The sequence below is a fragment of the Shouchella oshimensis genome (assembly GCF_004375095.1).
In the GTDB taxonomy this organism is placed as follows: Bacteria; Bacillota; Bacilli; order Bacillales; family Bacillaceae_D; genus Shouchella; species Shouchella oshimensis.
Genome location: NZ_SNUX01000004.1, coordinates 710,740 through 727,001 on the forward strand (window position 1 = coordinate 710,740; position 16,262 = coordinate 727,001).

Genomic DNA, 16,262 nt, shown 5'->3' on the forward strand with positions numbered 1-16,262 from the left:
TTAAAAAACCTGCTTAAAAAATATAAGCTAGTACCATTATTGTTAACCGATTTTTGAAGAAACTAACCTTCTTTTTCAGGGTCTAATGGATTATTTTTCTTTTTCCACCATAAACCGAAGATACGCATCCTCAACTTCTGCATACGTTAATTCGTACAAATGGGTATCTTTATATTTATAAATACCTGCCTTGAGCAGTTTATCAATCATTTTTTCTTGTCTTTTCTTAATAAGATCTTCTTCAACCATACAAACATCACCTGTTCTAAACAATTCTATCTCCATCATACCATATCTCCGTTTAAATTAAATTAATTTTACCTGATTAGTAGGATTTATAGATAAATAAAGTGATGTCATCTCCTTCACTTATCCTCAATCTATGTAGATATAAATATAAAATAACAGTATAAATTTATCAATAATTTAATCTACTTTAAAAAAACACCTCACCTTCTATTAATTGAAGGAATGAGGTGCAGTGTACTTATTTAGCAAAGTAAAGAATTAATCCTCATTAGTCTCTTCATCTACAACTGTAGAGTTTGATTCCTCAGGATCAAAGTTATTAAAGCCATTTATATCAATAAATTGCGCAATAATATCTTTATCTTTATCCGCAACAAGTAGATTAAATTCGGAAATATTAACAAAAATAGCATCTATTTCTTCTTTTGATAGTTTCTTCTCTACAACAAATTGAGTTTGGAATTTTGTATGATAATTTTTGGGAGTTTCTGCAGGAACAAATTCACTCTTTGAACCATTCAATAGCTCATGCAAATCATTAGGGTATTCTAAAGAAAAGTACAGTTCTTGGTAACCATTAGTCAATAGATCGTATAGATCTGTATCTATTTCGTAGCCCATATTAAAAAATAGTTCCACTTCTTCATCAACATAGTCTACGTTAAATGAAGTAATGTTAAATTTTGGAGGCAATATTTTATTTTCTAAAGAAATGGTTGGTTGTGTAGTCTCAGAATCTGTATCGTGATCTCCTTTGACTACACCTTCATTATTTTGACAACCGATTAACAGAAATACAGTAAAAAGTAATGGAATTGTCTTTATAAGCATGTGCACACCCTCCATTCATTCAAGTTACATGATTAATCCCCTCACGTGTCATCAACTTGTATAAATCATCAACCTCTATAGAGAGGGACAACCTTTGTATACGTTTGAAAGTTGGCTTTTTCATCTTCGTCTTTAAAAAAAGTAAGAATCTCTAAATACGTTACCCTCGACAGTTTCTCTTCTAGAAGACTTGTCATTGCCTTATCATTTACTGCTGAAAGTAACATCATATTTCCATAAAACCATTCAAATGCTTTTGAACGGAATCCCTTCTTTTCATTCCATTCGATATACTGGCAAGCACTTTCACTAAACCTGTATTTTTGCTCTATTAATTGCTGGATGACTTCTGATTGTTCCACGAAAAACGTACCCCTTTGTTCTTGCTAGTATCCTTAGTATAAAGGAGCAGACACTTCTAAGGAAATGGGGATTATAGGGAATCAAGGGTACGGTTTTACTTTCTTTCAATGAAGAAAACAATAAGAAACTCGCTTTGACTTTAAGCGAATTCCTATCGTTACAGTACAGCTAAGCCTATGCATTCTTTTTGGTTTTTGCTGTTTTTTTCTTTGCAGGGGCTTTCTTCTTTTTTGTTTTATCAATGGATGCTTGAAGAGCAGACATAATATCCGTTACATTTGAAACTTCCTTCGCTTTTTCTGTTGAGGTGACAACTTCCTCACCAGCCTTTTTCTTTTCAATTAAATCCATAAGTGCGTGCCGATACTCATCTTGATAGTTATCAGGATCAAACGATACCGTAAGTTGATCAATGAGCATTAAGGCTGCATCCAATTCTTTTTTTACGATCTTTTGCTCTTGAGGTACATTTGGAACATCTTCCATTTTCCTTACTTCGTCAGGAAAATGAATCGTTTCCATCATCAACCCATTTTCATATACGCGAACAATAGCGAGCTGTTCTTTAGAACGAATGATTATTTTGGCAACTCCAATCTTTCCCGACTGAACAAGCCCTTCACGTAATAACCCATAAGCTTTATTTCCACCAGAATCAGGTGCTAAGAAATAGCTTTTTTCAAAATAAATCGGATCAATCTCTTCTAATTTAACGAAATCAATAATTTCTACCGCTTTATCCTCTTGTTCTTTTTTGAGCTGTTCTAAATCCTCTGCATCGAGCACAACGAATTTATTTTTTGCATACTCATATGCCTTCACAATATCTTCGTTCTTCACTTCTTCATCGCAATCGGGACAAACTTTTTTATAGTTAATCGGGGTATGACATTTTTTATGAAGTTGTCTTAATTTAATGTCTTTGTTTTCCGTCGCGGTATGGAGCTTAACAGGAATCGTAACGAGACCAAAACTAATGCTCCCTTTCCAAACTGTATGCATGTAGTCACATCCTTTTCACCCTTAATATGGTGGAAAGACTGATAATTTATGTGCCGTTGGAAAAACTAATCTTATGAGGTGAGTTGAATGAAGCCAATGTTAGCTACAGCTGCAGCTACTGTTCCAAAAGGAGACCAATGGTCATATGAGGTAAAATACGATGGATTTCGCTGCTTGCTCCACTGGGACGAGGACGGACCAGCACTATTCAGTCGAAATGAAAAAGAATTATCAAAGGCATTTCCTGAAATAATTCAAGCCTGCCTACAGATTGAAGAGAAAATAAAAAAGCATCTCCCACTTATTATTGATGCAGAGATCGTATCATTAGCGAACCCTTACCAAAGTACTTTCTCTATTGTGCATCGTCGTGCAAAACTTCGCAGCAGCACACAAATTACGAACTATTCCCAACGCTTGCCTGTTTCTCTTATGGCTTTTGATCTATTAATGGAAAAAGGTCGATCTTTGACAGACCTTCCGTTAAAGGAACGTAGACGAAAGTTGAATTTACTTGAAAATCAAACACCAACGTTAGCCATTATTCAAACCTATAAAAACCCTAAAGAGATAGAGACCATTGTGAAGAAATACAACGGAGAAGGCATTGTAGCGAAAAAAAATACAAGCACCTATATTTCTAAACGATCCTCCCAGTGGGTTAAGATAAAGAACTATCGCTATGTTCATGTCATTTTAACCGAGTACGATAAACAAAATAGTTATTTCCAGGGCGCGGTGTATCAACAAGATACATTAGTTCCTATTGTTCAGTTTTCACATGGGTTACATGCTGACAATCGAAAAGCATTAGCCTCTCTTTTTGAGAAGAACGGGGAACGTGTCGGTCAAGAACGATGGACTTTACCTCCTTCTATTTGCGTGGAAGTTGGCTGCATTAGTTTTGATGGCGATCAACTTAGAGAGCCGTTTTTTCACTCGTTTTTATTAGAAGAAAGGGTAGAGGATTGCACGTGGCAAAACCTTCTTTCTCAGCTACAGCCCTTGCCTGCTAACGTGGTAGTTACAAGTGATGATAAACCTATTTGGCCAGCTATACAGTATACGAAAATGGATTATTTACAGTACTTACATGAGGTTGCATCAACTATGCTCCCTTTTTTAACAAATCGGCTGCTAACAACCATTCGTTATCCTCACGGTGCCGAAAGCGAAGCCTTTTATCAAAAAAATTGCCCAGATTATGCACCCGAATTTATCCATACACATAACCGTGACGGCATAAACTATATTGTTTGTAATTCACTTGAATCGCTACTGTGGTTAGGGAATCAGCTCGCACTAGAGTATCATCTTCCTTTTCAGAAAAAAGATCAATCATGCCCCTCAGAAATTGTGTTCGACTTAGATCCGCCTAGTGTGGAACAATTTTCTCTTGCTGTAAAAGCAGCTCTTGCTCTAAAGGAAGTGATTACTTCCTTTGGCTTAATGGTTTACATCAAAACGTCGGGAAATAAAGGCTTACAGCTATACCTGCCTTTACCAGAAGAAACCTTTACTTATCAAGAGACAAGGGTTTTCTGTCAGTTTATTAGTAGGTATGTGGTAGAACAGCATCCAGAACATTTTACACTTGAACGATTGAAGAAAAATCGCGCAAATCGATTATACGTTGATTATTTGCAGCATGACGAGGGAAAAACTCTTATTGCGCCTTATTCACCCCGTGGACATAGTGATGGTCTAGTTGCCACTCCTCTTTATTGGGAAGAGGTGACCAATCAGTTAAGCCCCTCCCTTTTTACACTGACTCATGTTGTAAACCGATTAAAACTGGAGGGAGACCCTTTTCGAACATTTCGAGAAAATGTGCAGGAACAAGGAAAGCGATTTTCAGATGTTCTTTTACATTTACAATCATTACTTTCTTAATCAGAAGACCGAATATAAAAGGAAGCCAACTCTACGTCGGCTTCCTTCCTTTTACTTATTCTTTGTTTGACCCTTTTTTGTTACCTTTTGCATATTTACCTTGTCTACCGTATTCTTTATTCTCTTCTTTTGAACGTTCATCTCCTCGCTTACCCATAACGATCGCCTCCTTAGTGATTTACATACTGAGTACCCGTCAGCGATTGAGCTAAACATCCTATTTGAACGTTTTTTCACAAAGATAGTTGGGCTAGCGTGTATTTGAATTACAAAGTTAGGAATGATTACGATTTACATTATAAAAAAATTTACCAACTTGCTTTTTTCACACCAGGAATTTGACCTTTATGCGCTAGTTCGCGGAAAGCAATTCGTGATAATTCAAAATCCCGGAGTACACCTCTTGGTCTTCCAGTTACGCGACAACGTCTCGTTAACCGTGCTGGAGAAGAATCTCTTGGTAATTTTGCTAGCGCAATATAGTCTCCTTTTTCCTTTAATTCTTTCCGTTTCTGAGCATATTGTTCAACAAGTGCTTGACGTTTCATTTCCTTTGCAACTTTTGATTTCTTAGCCATTTCTTTTACACCTCTTTCTTACAAATCGTAATGATTACGAATTATAGCAGTGTTTTTCTTTTTTGACAACCCTAAAGAGCCAGATACAATGACCTGGCTTATCGTACTTATTTTTTTCGAAACCCTGACAAACCAAAGTTAATAAATTGATGAATTAGCCGCGCCATCTCTTGAGGCGATTCTTTCTTCCCATTCACTAGCCAACTTTCAATTGTATCGACTCCTCCGCTTACAACCAAAAGCGGTATGTATTCGGATAGATCATCACCTAATTGATGTTCTTCCATCCATTTTTTCATAATAAACTCTTGAATAATTCCTATCACTCGTTTTTTAAAGGAGGTATCGCCGTTATCACTTAAAAGAATTTGGCATTGCTCACTCCGCTCTGCAACATATTCTAATATTTTGGTCGACATTTGCAAGACTTCATCCTGTTTTTTATAGTTATATTGATTGAGCGTGGCATACATATCATCAAAAAGCTCTTTTCCAATTTTATCGAGTAGATCATGGGCGTCAATATAGTGGCTATAAAATGTTGAACGGTTAATATTAGCCATTTCACATAATTCTTTTACGGTTACAGATGATATAGGCTTTTCCTTAAGCAGCTTCATTAAAGCCTCTTTTAATACCATTCTCGTAAACTGTTTTCTACGATCAATTTTTTCTGACAACGTGTTCACAACCTTTTCACCAATTTATCCAACATTATGTGTTTATCTGTTGCTCTCCTAACACATTTTATCCAACTGTTTGTTGTATAGACAACACCGTGTAGATATAATGTTAAAAGAATTTACGATATTGTCAATATAGGGTGGGGAAATGGATTGCTTGTTGAAAGAATTATAAAACATAAGAAATCTGTTGTGATGGTTTTTGCTGCGTTAACATTGTTAGCAGTCATTGGGCAATTTTTTGTTTCGACTAACTACAACATGGTTGATTATTTACCTGATGATGCTCCCTCTACAAATGCGCTAGAGGTAATGGAAAATGAATTTACAGCATCAATTCCTAACACAAATGTACTAGTAAAAGACGTCAGTATACAGGAAGCACTGTCCTATAAACATGAATTAGAGAACATGAACGGAGTCGAGGAAGTTCTTTGGCTTGATGACCTTGTTGATTTACAAATTCCACTTGAGATGGTTGACAATGCCATGCTTGAATCGTATTACAAAGACGGAAATGCCTTGTTTTCTTTAACCATTACAACCGGAGAAGAAGTAGAAGCAACAGATGCTATCTACGAACTTATTGGTGAGGATAACGCGATTGCTGGTGAGGCTGTCAATAATGCCACGTCTCAAAATATGGCGGTATCAGAAACCATCTATGCAGCTGCATTACTTGTCCCGGTTATTATCATTATTTTAGTTCTGTCGACTAATTCTTGGGCAGAACCCCTCTTTTTTCTTACTGCCATCGGAGTTTCTGTTTTAATTAACCTAGGTTCTAACATCTTTCTTGGTGAAGTGTCGTTTGTTACACAATCTGTTGCACCGATTTTGCAGCTTGCCGTTTCTCTTGATTATGCCATCTTTTTGCTACATAGCTTTAATGATGAATTAGCCAAAGGGAAGAAGCCTGAACAAGCAATGGCCGCTGCTATGAGAAATTCATTTCCTGTTATTTTCGTAAGTGCGGTTACGACGTTCTTTGGCTTTATGGCTCTAATGTTCATGAACTTTGAGATTGGTGCAGACTTGGGCTTAAACTTAGTTAAAGGAATTGTCTTTAGCTTCATCTCTGTAGTTGTCTTCCTACCTGCTCTTACGTTGTTTTTATACAAGTGGATTGAAAAGACACGTCACAAATCTCTTGTGCCTAGTTTTAAAGGGGTTGGAGCGAAATTACTGAAATTACGTTATCCAGCGCTTATCCTTGTGTTTTTGTTAATTGTTCCAAGCTTCATTGCACAAGGGAGTACCTCCTTTATTTATGGGCTAGGTGATTTACCTGACACAACTCGTGCAGGTGCAGATGCAGCACTGATTGAAGAGACATTTGGTGAATCAACACCACTTGTTGTTCTTGTGCCTAATGATGATATTGCAAAAGAAGCAGAATTGGTAAGTCAGCTTGAAGAGCTTGCTTATGTTGATTCTGTTATGTCTTATACGAACGTTGTCGGTACAGGGATCCCTGCTGAATTTCTTGATGAATCCATTATTAGTGAATTCCAATCAGAACAATTCAGTCGCATAATGGTTTTTACAGATGCAGGCGTTGAAGGCGATATTCCGTTCGGTTTGGTTGAAGATGTGCGTACATTAAGTGAAACGTATTATGGAGATACAGCTTATACACTTGGGGAAAGTGTGACGCTTTATGATATGAAAGAGACTGTCACCGTTGATAACCAAGTCGTTAATACCATTACGGTAGTAACAATTGCCCTTGTATTAATGATTACATTTCGGTCCATCTCCATTCCAATAATTCTGCTTGTTACAATTCAATCAGCTGTTTGGATTAATTTAGCCATCCCTTATATGACAAACGATTCGCTCGTATTTGTAGGCTATTTAGTTGTTAGTACGGTGCAATTAGCTGCAACCATTGATTACGGTATTCTTCTTATGGAAACGTACAAACACCATCGTCAAAAAATGCCAGCATACCCTGCAATGAAAAAAGCCCTTGATGAGAAACTATTTTCTATCATTATCTCAGCGGCGATTCTTTCAAGTGTTGGTCTTATTCTATGGATTACATCTACGAATCCAACGGTTTCTTCTATTGGATTATTGTTAGGTCGAGGTGCCATTTTAGCCTTTATCCTTGTTGTTGTCCTGTTACCGGCACTATTGCTTGTTGGTGATAAACTCGTGAAAAAAACGACGTATCGATCAAACTTTTATGAACAAGAGGAGGAGACGGAACGATGAGAAAAAGATGGACGATTGCCACTGCTGTATGTGTTCTTGTGTTTACACCCCATTCTTACGTTTCAGCAAATACTGAAGCAGATACAGGAACAATTGAAAGCAAAGATGAAGTTGTCTATGCCAATCTATTTGCTAATGGTGGGATCCAGGAACTCTACATCGTAAATGCGCTAACAGTTACTGAAGAAGGTCTTGTTTCTGATTATGGCTCGTACGATACCATTACGAATTTAACGGATTTGTCAGCAATTGAACAAAAGGATGAAGAAATTACATTAAACGCGCCTGTCGGGACCTTTCACTACCAAGGCAATATTCAAAAGGATCCCCAGCTACCTTGGGATATAGAGATTCGCTATCTATTGGATGGCGACCAACTAGACGCTGAGGAGATCGTTGGGGAAAGCGGAACATTTGAGCTTGAAATAGACATTACGCAAAACGATACGATGGATGAAGCCTTTTTTGACCATTACCTCCTACAGGTATCGGTTCCTCTCAATAGCGATCTTTTTACAGCGATTGATGCACCAGACGCGACTATTGCCAATGCAGGTAAGAATAAGCAGCTTGCTTTCACCGTCATGCCAGAAGAAGGAGCCGAACTCCGTCTTTCTGCTGAAGCATCTGCTATTGAACTTGAAAGTATTGAGATTTCAGCATTACCTTCTTCATTTGCAATTGATATACCGGATACGGAAGAATTAACAGGTGAATTTGATTCCTTAACTGGAGCGATTGGTGAGCTTGCTAACGGTGTCGGTGGCCTTAAAAACGGCATTCAAGAATTATCCTCCGGTTTAACAGAGCTGGGGAAAGGTTCTTCACAGTTTCAAACTGGTCTTACCGACCTGTCTTCAAGTGGGAGTGACCTCGTTACGGCTTCCAGTCAGCTGCAAGCTGGTTTAAATGAAGTGAATACCGCATTAAACGGAGCAGAAGATGACCTTAGCTTTGATATGGGTACAGAATTAACAAGCGGCATAGATGAACTTGTTGCAGGCTTACGCGAGCTGGCAGGAGGGCTAGATACACTCGGTGCCCATCATCAAGAAGGCTATCAGGCACTTGAAGAAGCCATGAATCAACTTCCAGCAGCTACACTATCAGAAGAAGCAATCGGTAAGCTATATGAAACGACAGAAGATCGTGAAACCCTTGATGTTTTAGTTGAATCTTACACAGCTGCGCAAACCATTAAAGGTACGTTTGATGCAGTCAAAGAAGCGTTTACCTCTGTCCAACCGGCGTTACAAGAAATGAGTACTTCCGTCAAAGACATGGCTGATGGGTTACATACAATGTCCCAATCCTTGTCTGCAGTCGCCGACTCGTTTGATGCAGATGCTGGCTTAGGTGAATTGACGAACGGCATTTCCCAGCTCGCCAGTCAATATAGCCAGTTTCATGAAGGTCTCGCTTCTTATACTGGCGGCGTATCTAAAGTAGCAAATGAATACAACCAAATCCATCAAGGGATTCAAGAATCTGCTACTGGATCATCACAGTTAGTAGATGGCGGCGCGTCCCTACAGGCAGGAATGAATGAACTGCATGATGCTACTGCAGAAATACCGGAACAAATGCAGCAAGAAATTGATGATATGATCGCCCAATACGATAAATCAGATTTTGAACCTCGATCGTTTGTTCACAAGAACAACAACGACCAAGTCGAGAATGTCCAATTTGTTATTCACACTGAACCTTTAACAAAAGACGAACCATCTCCTGAAGTGGAGGAGGAAGAGGAACTCAGCATCTGGCAACGTTTTTTAAACCTATTCCGCTTTTAAAAGGGACACAAAAAGAAGAGGCTGGGACATACTAAAAGTAGTATTTGAAAAGACGAATAGTCTAAAATATGCTGAGTAGCACCGCTACAGGAGAATCCTTCCGCTAATGTTCATATAAAACAAACGACGAACGTTCCTATTTTCAGGAATGTTCGTCTTTTTGGTCTGTCTATCTACTTTTGTCCCAGCCTCTTTCATTTAAGCTAAATGCTCTTGAGACGGTACGTATGACTCTTCTAGCTGTAAATCTCGAGCTGTCGATGCTTGGATTTCTTTGAATAAACTTGGATGGCTCATTAATAATTTTCCATAGGAAGGAACCATCTCTTTAATTTTTGCCTTCCATCTATCTATTTCTGTCGGAAAACATTTCTCTAAAATTTCAAGCATTACATGGACTGCTGTCGATGCACCTGGTGAAGCACCAAGTAATGCGGCAACAGAACCATCATCTGCTGTGACGACTTCCGTTCCGAACTGAAGTGTTCCCCTTCCCCCTGCTTCTGTATCTTTAATAACCTGCACACGCTGACCAGCAACGATGATTTCCCAGTCTTCACTTTTCGCATTCGGAATAAATTCCTTTAATTCTTCCATTCGCTTCTCATTTGATAACATAACTTGTTGAATTAAATAGCGGGTTAATCCTAATTCTTTAAACCCTGCTCCTAGCATGGTAAAGAGATTATTAGGCTTAACAGAACCAATCAAATCAAAGTATGAGCCGGTCTTAAGAAATTTAGGAGAAAATCCAGCAAACGGACCAAACAATAACGATTTCTTATTATCAATATAACGCGTATCTAAATGCGGAACCGACATTGGAGGAGCTCCTACTTTTGCTTTACCATATACTTTCGCATGATGCTGCTCTACTATTTCGGGGTTGTTACAGACTAGAAATAATCCGCTTACAGGAAATCCTCCAATTCGACGTGATTCAGGTATTCCTGTCTTCTGTAGTAACGGTAAACTACCTCCACCAGCACCAATAAAGACGAATTTAGCTGAATGATTTTCCGTTTCTCCCGTATTGATATTTTGAACTTTTACTTTCCAAGAACCATCGGCTGCTTTCTTCAAATCTTTTACACTATGCTCATAATGAACAGCGACGTTCTCATTTTCTAAATGGGTAAATAACTTACGTGTTAGTGAGCCAAAATTCACATCTGTACCTGTGTCAATTTTCGTTGCCGCAACAGGTCCATCGCCTTCTTCTCGACCTTCCATTACAAGAGGCATCCATTCTTTTAACACATCAGGGTCATCACTAAACGACATTCCTTCAAAAAGAGGGTTGTCTGATAACGCTTCCATACGCTTTTTTAAAAATAAGCCATTCTTTTCACCTTGAACCATACTAATATGTGGAATTGGCATAATAAATTCTTTAGGATTTTCAATTAGCTTTTTTCTTACAAGATAGGACCAAAATTGTCGTGAGAGTTGAAAATGCTCATTAACCTTTACAGCCTTACTTATATCAAGTGATCCGTCCGGCTTTTCCGACGTATAGTTTAATTCGCACAGTGCTGCATGACCTGTACCAGCGTTATTCCATTCATTCGAGCTTTCTTCCCCTGCACTTTTTAACTTTTCGAAAACCGTCACTTTCCAGTCTGGTGCTAACTCTTTTAATAACGTACCTAGCGTCGCGCTCATCACTCCAGCGCCAATTAAAATAACGTCTGACTTAGTTTCTCTATAGCTCATTTCGCTCATCCTTATGTCCATTAGTCATTAGAAAAACCTCTATTATCTAATAATAAACTATTTCTGACAGATAAAAAAGGTGTGAACTACCCAAAGATTGTTTTTTCTCAGAAAAACCCGAAATAACGGTGATTTCCTCTGTTTTCCCAGTATTCCACAACTGCGTTGAATATACACATCATAGTGCTTTTCACTACCATTTGGCAAGTAAAAGTTACACACTGCCTTTTTTCTGTAAAGACAATACGTTGATGGTTTCCTTCTAGTTTATGTCTCTTTGCTTATCCATATTAAAGTGAATTTAGAAGGACAAAGCTTTGACGCATTTGAAGAAAAAACCATATAATGAAATCATTCCAAATTTGTACATAAAGGATTGGTTGGATGAAAAAATTCTTTTTTTCTTTCTCTGCCGGGTTGCTTACTTCCATTACGGTAGTTTCATTAATTCGTTATTTTTTCTGAGATTGCTCAACCCTCACTTTTTAGAGAATAAGAAAGTAAGCGTGACTAAAGGTAGCTTGAAGAAAAAGGACTCCGGCTCGCGTCGGAAAGAAACTTGTGCATTTTTACTGTACAAGTTTTTTTGTATGTGGTTTTATTTTGTATTGCATTTACATACGTATAACGTAGGACAGGGAGGTGAGGCATTGTCAGTGGTTGACGGTCTTTTCTTTTTTTTGACAGTAATATGGGTGTCTGAATTTCTTTTTTTTCGAGGAAAATCAAAGCAAGAGCCTAGTGATTTGAAGGAAAACAAAAGCTTTCATTCGATCTTGGCGTGCACGGTTCTTAGTATTACGAGCTGTGTTCTTTTACATCAAATCGGTTGGACCCTGTTCGATCTTTCGATTCTTTCAAGCTTAGGCGTCGTTCTATATAGCCTTGGTATCGGCTTGCGGTATTGGTCCATGTTTGTCTTAAGGGATCATTTTTCAAGACATGTTCATGTAAAAGCAACAATGGAATTAGTTAGCCATGGCCCTTACCGTCTTATGCGCCATCCGCTATACACAGGCTTATTTCTTTGCGTTCTAGGCATCTCCATTTATCTTGGGACGATCATTGGGATCCTCCTTTCCGTTGTCATTATGACGCATGTACTCAAAAAACGAATGGTAATAGAAGAAAAAATGCTTACAGCAACACTGCCCAAACAGTATGAAGAATGGAAACAAAAACGCTGGATTTTGCTTCCTTGGGTCTATTAATAGAAAAAGGTGTGTGAGATATGATGAAAAAACGAATTGTGATCGTAGGCGGTGGCTTAGGAGGGTTATCGGCGGCAATTAGTTTAGCTTCACAAGGACACGATGTAACAGTGCTTGAAAAGAATGAACGTATAGGCGGCAAATGTAATATTCGCAGCGGTGCGGGCTATCAGTTTGACACTGGTCCATCAATCTTAACGATGCCTTGGGTGTTAGAAGCATTATTTAACCGAGCGGGACGTGACGTTCATGACTATATGGAAATTGAACGAGTTGAACCTCAATGGCGTACCTTTTTCGAAGACGGTGTATCGATTGATTTAAAAGGCGACTTACCTGACATGCTTGATGAAATAAAAAAAGTAGCCCCTGACGATGCTGCTCCTTTTATGAATTACTTAAACTACAGTGCACAAATGTATGAACTGTGCATGAAAAGCTTTTACAACAAAAGCATATCGGGTCTAAGTGAACTTCGTAAGCTTCATTCATTACGAGAGCTTATGGCGTTTGATCCGATGAAGACACTAAACGAAGGTACAGAACGGTACATTAAAGACCCGCATATTAAACAGTTTATTAATTTTCTCGTCATGTATGTTGGTTCGTCTCCTTATCAAGCGCCAGCTGTCTTGTCTCAGCTTGCATATGTTCAGTTCGGTCTTGGTAATTTCTACGTAAAAGGTGGCATGTACAACATTGTACGGGGAATGGAGCAATTGCTAACAGAACTAAACGTAACAATTCGTACAGAAACGCCGGTAAAAGGAATTATTCAAGTCGATTCCGTTGCAAAAGGGGTGCGCTTAGAGTGCGGTGAAGAAGTACATGCCGACATCGTCGTGTCAAATCTCGAAGCGATTCCAACCTATCGCCAGTTGTTAAAGGAGCATCCACAGCATAAGACACAGGCAAAGAAGCTAGAAAAGTTCGAACCTAGTGTGTCTGGACTTGTTCTCTTGCTCGGGTTAAAGCGAGAATACTCGCAACTCGCCCATCATAACTTTTTCTTTTCAAAAGATCCAGAAGAAGAATTTAAACAAATTTTTGAAGAAAAACGTCCTGCTGACGATCCAACTGTCTATATTGGCATTTCGTCTAAATCAGATCCTAGTCAAGCGCCAGAAGGGAAAGAGAATCATTTTGTTCTGACTCATGTTCCCCCACTCAAAGAAGGCGAGACTTGGGAAAAATATAAAACGAGCTATCGAGAAACGGTTATTAGCAAATTAGAGCGGAATGGACTAACCACTATAAGAGAGGATATTGAGTTTGAAATGACCTTTACACCAGATGACCTACAGTCTTTGTATGGCGCAAATGGGGGTTCCATTTACGGTGTTGTGGCAAACAAAAAGAAAAATGGTGGCTTTAAGATTCCTAGTAAAAGCGAGCTCATTTCTCAACTCTATTTTGTCGGTGGTTCCACCCATCCAGGCGGCGGTGTTCCAATGGTCACCCTCTCAGGTCAGCTTACAGCAGACTTAATTGCAGAAGAACTAACCATTCAGCAAAAAACAGCTGTTCGATGACAAAATAAAAAAGAAGAGGAACCGGCAACGACGTAGTTCGGTTCCTTTTTTATTAATAATCAATAAACAAATAACTAAAAACAGACAGACATAGAGATAGAAAGAGAATACTAGCAATGACAATCATATGTCGTTTTCGCTGCAATGCTACAATCGCAATGTATTCTCGCACCATCGCATTTGGCCAATAATAAAAAGCCGTTTTACTCCCAATTCCTTGGCTCTTTAAGCCTGCTTTTCTCGCATACAGACCTGCACGAAAGAGATGGAAATTATTTGTCGTAAATATGCTTTCGTAGTCGCCATCAGGACGTAACTGATCCATTCGTACTTTTGAGAACGCCATATTTTGATACGTGTTCAATGATTCGTTTTCTTGAAGCGTGTCCTCGGCAGGAATACCATGTTGTATCGCATATTCTTCCATTGCTTCAGCTTCAGATCGATTCTCATCTGATCCTTGTCCACCTGAAAAAATAATCTTAGGCGGGGTCGTTACCTTCTTCTGTTTATAATAAAAACCAATCGCTCTATTGATTCTACTTGCCAATAGTGGTGGTACACCATCGTTAACTAATCCACTTCCTAATACGATAATAAAATCTTGATTACGTTTTGGTCGATTAAATTGATACAAAACGTAAGCAGTAAAAAAATTCAATAAATGAATAAAAAAGTAGAAAGCAATCACGTACACACTACTAAACAAAGGTTGTAAATGTACAGAGACATATTGAGATAAATCCAGTCTATTTAAAAGAAACAAAAAGATTAATCCAAGACCAGTGAGTAATGTTAATGAGTTGGAACGTTTTTTCCCTTCTCGCTTTATTAAAAGTTTTGCATTGTATAAGAGACCAGCTACTAAAGCAACACTACCAAAAGGAATCAAAATGACTAGCGCAACGGCCGGAAACAAAATGAGATAATTTGAATACGGATAGTCCGTCCGCAGTACAAGCACAACACAAAACAATAAAAAAGAAAAAATACTCGAATTAAACAAAAAACCATTGATCATTCTTCTAGGATCTCTCTTGTATGAAAACAGAAACAAAAGAAACAATAAGGCAGAAAAAGCGCCTATCCATAGCATATAAACACCTCCTACTCGTTTTATAATGTATGGTAGCGATTAGCTCTGACGCGCCCAATCGGCAATCGCTTCAATATCTTCAGGCTTTGTCCTACAACAACCACCTATTACCCTAGCTCCTGCTTCATACCAGCTTTTTGCACTAGTAGAGAATGATTGACTTGGCATAACTTCGTTCCACTGCTTACTCGATGCATCATAGACTTCACCTGAATTTGGATAAACAATGATCGGTTTGGCCGTTTCATTCTTTATTTCATGTATCAGTGAATGAATAAAAGCCGGGGCGGAACAGTTTATACCAATTGCTGCTACTTGCTCCTCTTTTGCTAGCCATTGTGCACAATCTGCTATTCTTTCTCCGCTACTAATATGAACTCCATCTTGTGCACTAAAACTAACCCACGCATAAATGTGTGGAAATTCCTTTAATACCCTTATGAGAGCCTTCGCTTCTTTCAGACATGGAATCGTCTCACAAGCTAAAATTTCAGCACCAGCTTCACTGAACATACGAATCCGCTCTCTGTGAAACGAAACTAATTGATCTTCGCTTACTTGATAATCACCTCGATATTCAGAGCCATCTGCTAAATACGCACCGTAAGGACCTACTGATGCAGCCACTATAGGTTTAGGTCTTCCATATCGATTATCTTCATTGCTCCAAAAGTCATCACGAGCTTTAACCGCAATGTGAACAGATTCTTTAAGTAAACGAATTGCCTCAACTTCACTTAAGCCCCTATCCTTATACCCCTCTACTGTAGCTTGATAGCTAGCGGTAATGGCACAATCTGCACCCGCAGCAAAGTAATTTGTATGTACTTGCTTAATTAAAGTAGGCTCCTCCATTAACACTTTTGCGGACCATAATGGATCGTTTAAATGACACCCGTGGGTTTCAAGTTCCGTCGCCAAAGCACCATCTAAAATCATCATTGGAAAGTCAGTTAGAATTTTCTCGATTGGATTCATGTGATATCCTTCCTTTCTCATTAGATTGTTCTTGAAACTGGTTGTTGAACTATCTTAGTCCGAGTGTAAAGTTTTACATTTCAAATGATTGTGGATCATTTACAAGCATGATGT

At 38.5% G+C, this 16,262-nt stretch carries 14 protein-coding genes; 5 read left to right on the top strand and 9 right to left on the bottom strand.

Annotated elements, in window-relative coordinates; genetic code table 11:
- Window positions 1-90: 90 nt before the first annotated feature.
- From E2L03_RS19030 to ku, 4 genes are all read right to left on the bottom strand, one after another.
- Window positions 91-288: a Fur-regulated basic protein FbpA gene (locus E2L03_RS19030; protein ID WP_078439982.1), complete on the bottom strand. Its 198-nt coding sequence runs from the start codon at window positions 286-288 to the stop codon at window positions 91-93.
- 219 nt (window positions 289-507) lie between these two features.
- Complete coding sequence (locus E2L03_RS19035; RefSeq protein WP_134260121.1) at window positions 508-1,080, bottom strand: hypothetical protein; 573 nt, start codon at window positions 1,078-1,080, stop codon at window positions 508-510.
- 68 nt (window positions 1,081-1,148) lie between these two features.
- Window positions 1,149-1,442, bottom strand: a complete 294-nt coding sequence (locus E2L03_RS19040) for a hypothetical protein (RefSeq protein WP_038484595.1) — start codon at window positions 1,440-1,442, stop codon at window positions 1,149-1,151.
- A 175-nt stretch (window positions 1,443-1,617) separates the two neighbouring features.
- Window positions 1,618-2,445, bottom strand: coding sequence for a non-homologous end joining protein Ku (gene ku / locus E2L03_RS19045; protein WP_134260123.1), 828 nt, complete (start codon window positions 2,443-2,445; stop codon window positions 1,618-1,620).
- A gap of 87 nt (window positions 2,446-2,532) precedes the next feature.
- Here ku and E2L03_RS19050 point away from each other — a divergent pair, with 87 nt between their 5' ends.
- Window positions 2,533-4,338 carry a DNA ligase D gene (locus tag E2L03_RS19050; protein WP_134260125.1) on the top strand — a complete coding sequence of 602 codons (1,806 nt, stop codon included), beginning with the start codon at window positions 2,533-2,535 and terminating at the stop codon, window positions 4,336-4,338.
- A gap of 308 nt (window positions 4,339-4,646) precedes the next feature.
- Here E2L03_RS19050 and rpsN read toward each other — a convergent pair whose 3' ends face one another.
- Together rpsN and E2L03_RS19060 are read right to left on the bottom strand one after the other, a co-directional pair.
- Window positions 4,647-4,916 (bottom strand): 30S ribosomal protein S14, encoded by a 270-nt coding sequence (rpsN, locus tag E2L03_RS19055; RefSeq protein WP_035393467.1) that lies wholly within the window; start codon window positions 4,914-4,916, stop codon window positions 4,647-4,649.
- 107 nt (window positions 4,917-5,023) lie between these two features.
- On the bottom strand, window positions 5,024-5,605 hold the full coding sequence (locus E2L03_RS19060; RefSeq protein ID WP_243839550.1) for a TetR/AcrR family transcriptional regulator: 582 nt from the start codon (window positions 5,603-5,605) through the stop codon (window positions 5,024-5,026).
- Between the two features lie 189 nt (window positions 5,606-5,794).
- Here E2L03_RS19060 and E2L03_RS19065 point away from each other — a divergent pair, with 189 nt between their 5' ends.
- Both E2L03_RS19065 and E2L03_RS19070 read left to right on the top strand, forming a co-directional pair.
- Window positions 5,795-7,819, top strand: coding sequence for an efflux RND transporter permease subunit (locus tag E2L03_RS19065; RefSeq protein ID WP_055736371.1), 2,025 nt, complete (start codon window positions 5,795-5,797; stop codon window positions 7,817-7,819).
- Entirely contained in the window at window positions 7,816-9,615 is a 1,800-nt protein-coding gene (locus E2L03_RS19070; protein WP_134260127.1) for a phage tail tape measure protein, read from the top strand. The genes E2L03_RS19065 and E2L03_RS19070 overlap by 4 nt, the downstream gene beginning before the upstream one ends.
- Before the next feature lie 198 nt (window positions 9,616-9,813).
- Here the strand turns inward: E2L03_RS19070 and mqo are convergent, their stop codons facing one another.
- On the bottom strand, window positions 9,814-11,331 hold the full coding sequence (mqo, locus tag E2L03_RS19075) for a malate dehydrogenase (quinone) (protein ID WP_134260128.1): 1,518 nt from the start codon (window positions 11,329-11,331) through the stop codon (window positions 9,814-9,816).
- A gap of 656 nt (window positions 11,332-11,987) precedes the next feature.
- Between mqo and E2L03_RS19080 the strand changes: the two genes are divergently transcribed.
- Together E2L03_RS19080 and E2L03_RS19085 are read left to right on the top strand one after the other, a co-directional pair.
- Window positions 11,988-12,542: a methyltransferase family protein gene (locus E2L03_RS19080; RefSeq protein WP_243839556.1), complete on the top strand. Its 555-nt coding sequence runs from the start codon at window positions 11,988-11,990 to the stop codon at window positions 12,540-12,542.
- 23 nt (window positions 12,543-12,565) lie between these two features.
- Window positions 12,566-14,074 (top strand): phytoene desaturase family protein, encoded by a 1,509-nt coding sequence (locus tag E2L03_RS19085; RefSeq protein WP_134260238.1) that lies wholly within the window; start codon window positions 12,566-12,568, stop codon window positions 14,072-14,074.
- A gap of 52 nt (window positions 14,075-14,126) precedes the next feature.
- On the opposite strand, the gene E2L03_RS19090 is transcribed toward E2L03_RS19085, so the two are convergent.
- On the bottom strand, window positions 14,127-15,170 hold the full coding sequence (locus E2L03_RS19090) for a YdcF family protein (RefSeq protein WP_134260131.1): 1,044 nt from the start codon (window positions 15,168-15,170) through the stop codon (window positions 14,127-14,129).
- A 39-nt stretch (window positions 15,171-15,209) separates the two neighbouring features.
- Window positions 15,210-16,148, bottom strand: a complete 939-nt coding sequence (gene mmuM / locus E2L03_RS19095; protein WP_134260133.1) for a homocysteine S-methyltransferase — start codon at window positions 16,146-16,148, stop codon at window positions 15,210-15,212.
- Between the last annotated feature and the right edge of the window lie 114 nt (window positions 16,149-16,262).

Excerpts from the sequence above, each read along its gene's own strand:
- E2L03_RS19035 (WP_134260121.1), bottom strand. The coding sequence starts at position 1,080 with ATGCTTATAAAGACAATTCCATTACTTTTTACTGTATTTCTGTTAATC.
- mqo (WP_134260128.1), bottom strand. The coding sequence starts at position 11,331 with ATGAGCTATAGAGAAACTAAGTCAGACGTTATTTTAATTGGCGCTGGA.
- ku (WP_134260123.1), bottom strand. The coding sequence starts at position 2,445 with ATGCATACAGTTTGGAAAGGGAGCATTAGTTTTGGTCTCGTTACGATT.
- rpsN (WP_035393467.1), bottom strand. The coding sequence starts at position 4,916 with ATGGCTAAGAAATCAAAAGTTGCAAAGGAAATGAAACGTCAAGCACTT.
- E2L03_RS19070 (WP_134260127.1), top strand. The coding sequence starts at position 7,816 with ATGAGAAAAAGATGGACGATTGCCACTGCTGTATGTGTTCTTGTGTTT.
- E2L03_RS19065 (WP_055736371.1), top strand. The coding sequence starts at position 5,795 with ATGGTTTTTGCTGCGTTAACATTGTTAGCAGTCATTGGGCAATTTTTT.
- E2L03_RS19090 (WP_134260131.1), bottom strand. The coding sequence starts at position 15,170 with ATGCTATGGATAGGCGCTTTTTCTGCCTTATTGTTTCTTTTGTTTCTG.
- mmuM (WP_134260133.1), bottom strand. The coding sequence starts at position 16,148 with ATGAATCCAATCGAGAAAATTCTAACTGACTTTCCAATGATGATTTTA.
- E2L03_RS19050 (WP_134260125.1), top strand. The coding sequence starts at position 2,533 with ATGAAGCCAATGTTAGCTACAGCTGCAGCTACTGTTCCAAAAGGAGAC.
- E2L03_RS19030 (WP_078439982.1), bottom strand. The coding sequence starts at position 288 with ATGATGGAGATAGAATTGTTTAGAACAGGTGATGTTTGTATGGTTGAA.
- E2L03_RS19085 (WP_134260238.1), top strand. The coding sequence starts at position 12,566 with ATGAAAAAACGAATTGTGATCGTAGGCGGTGGCTTAGGAGGGTTATCG.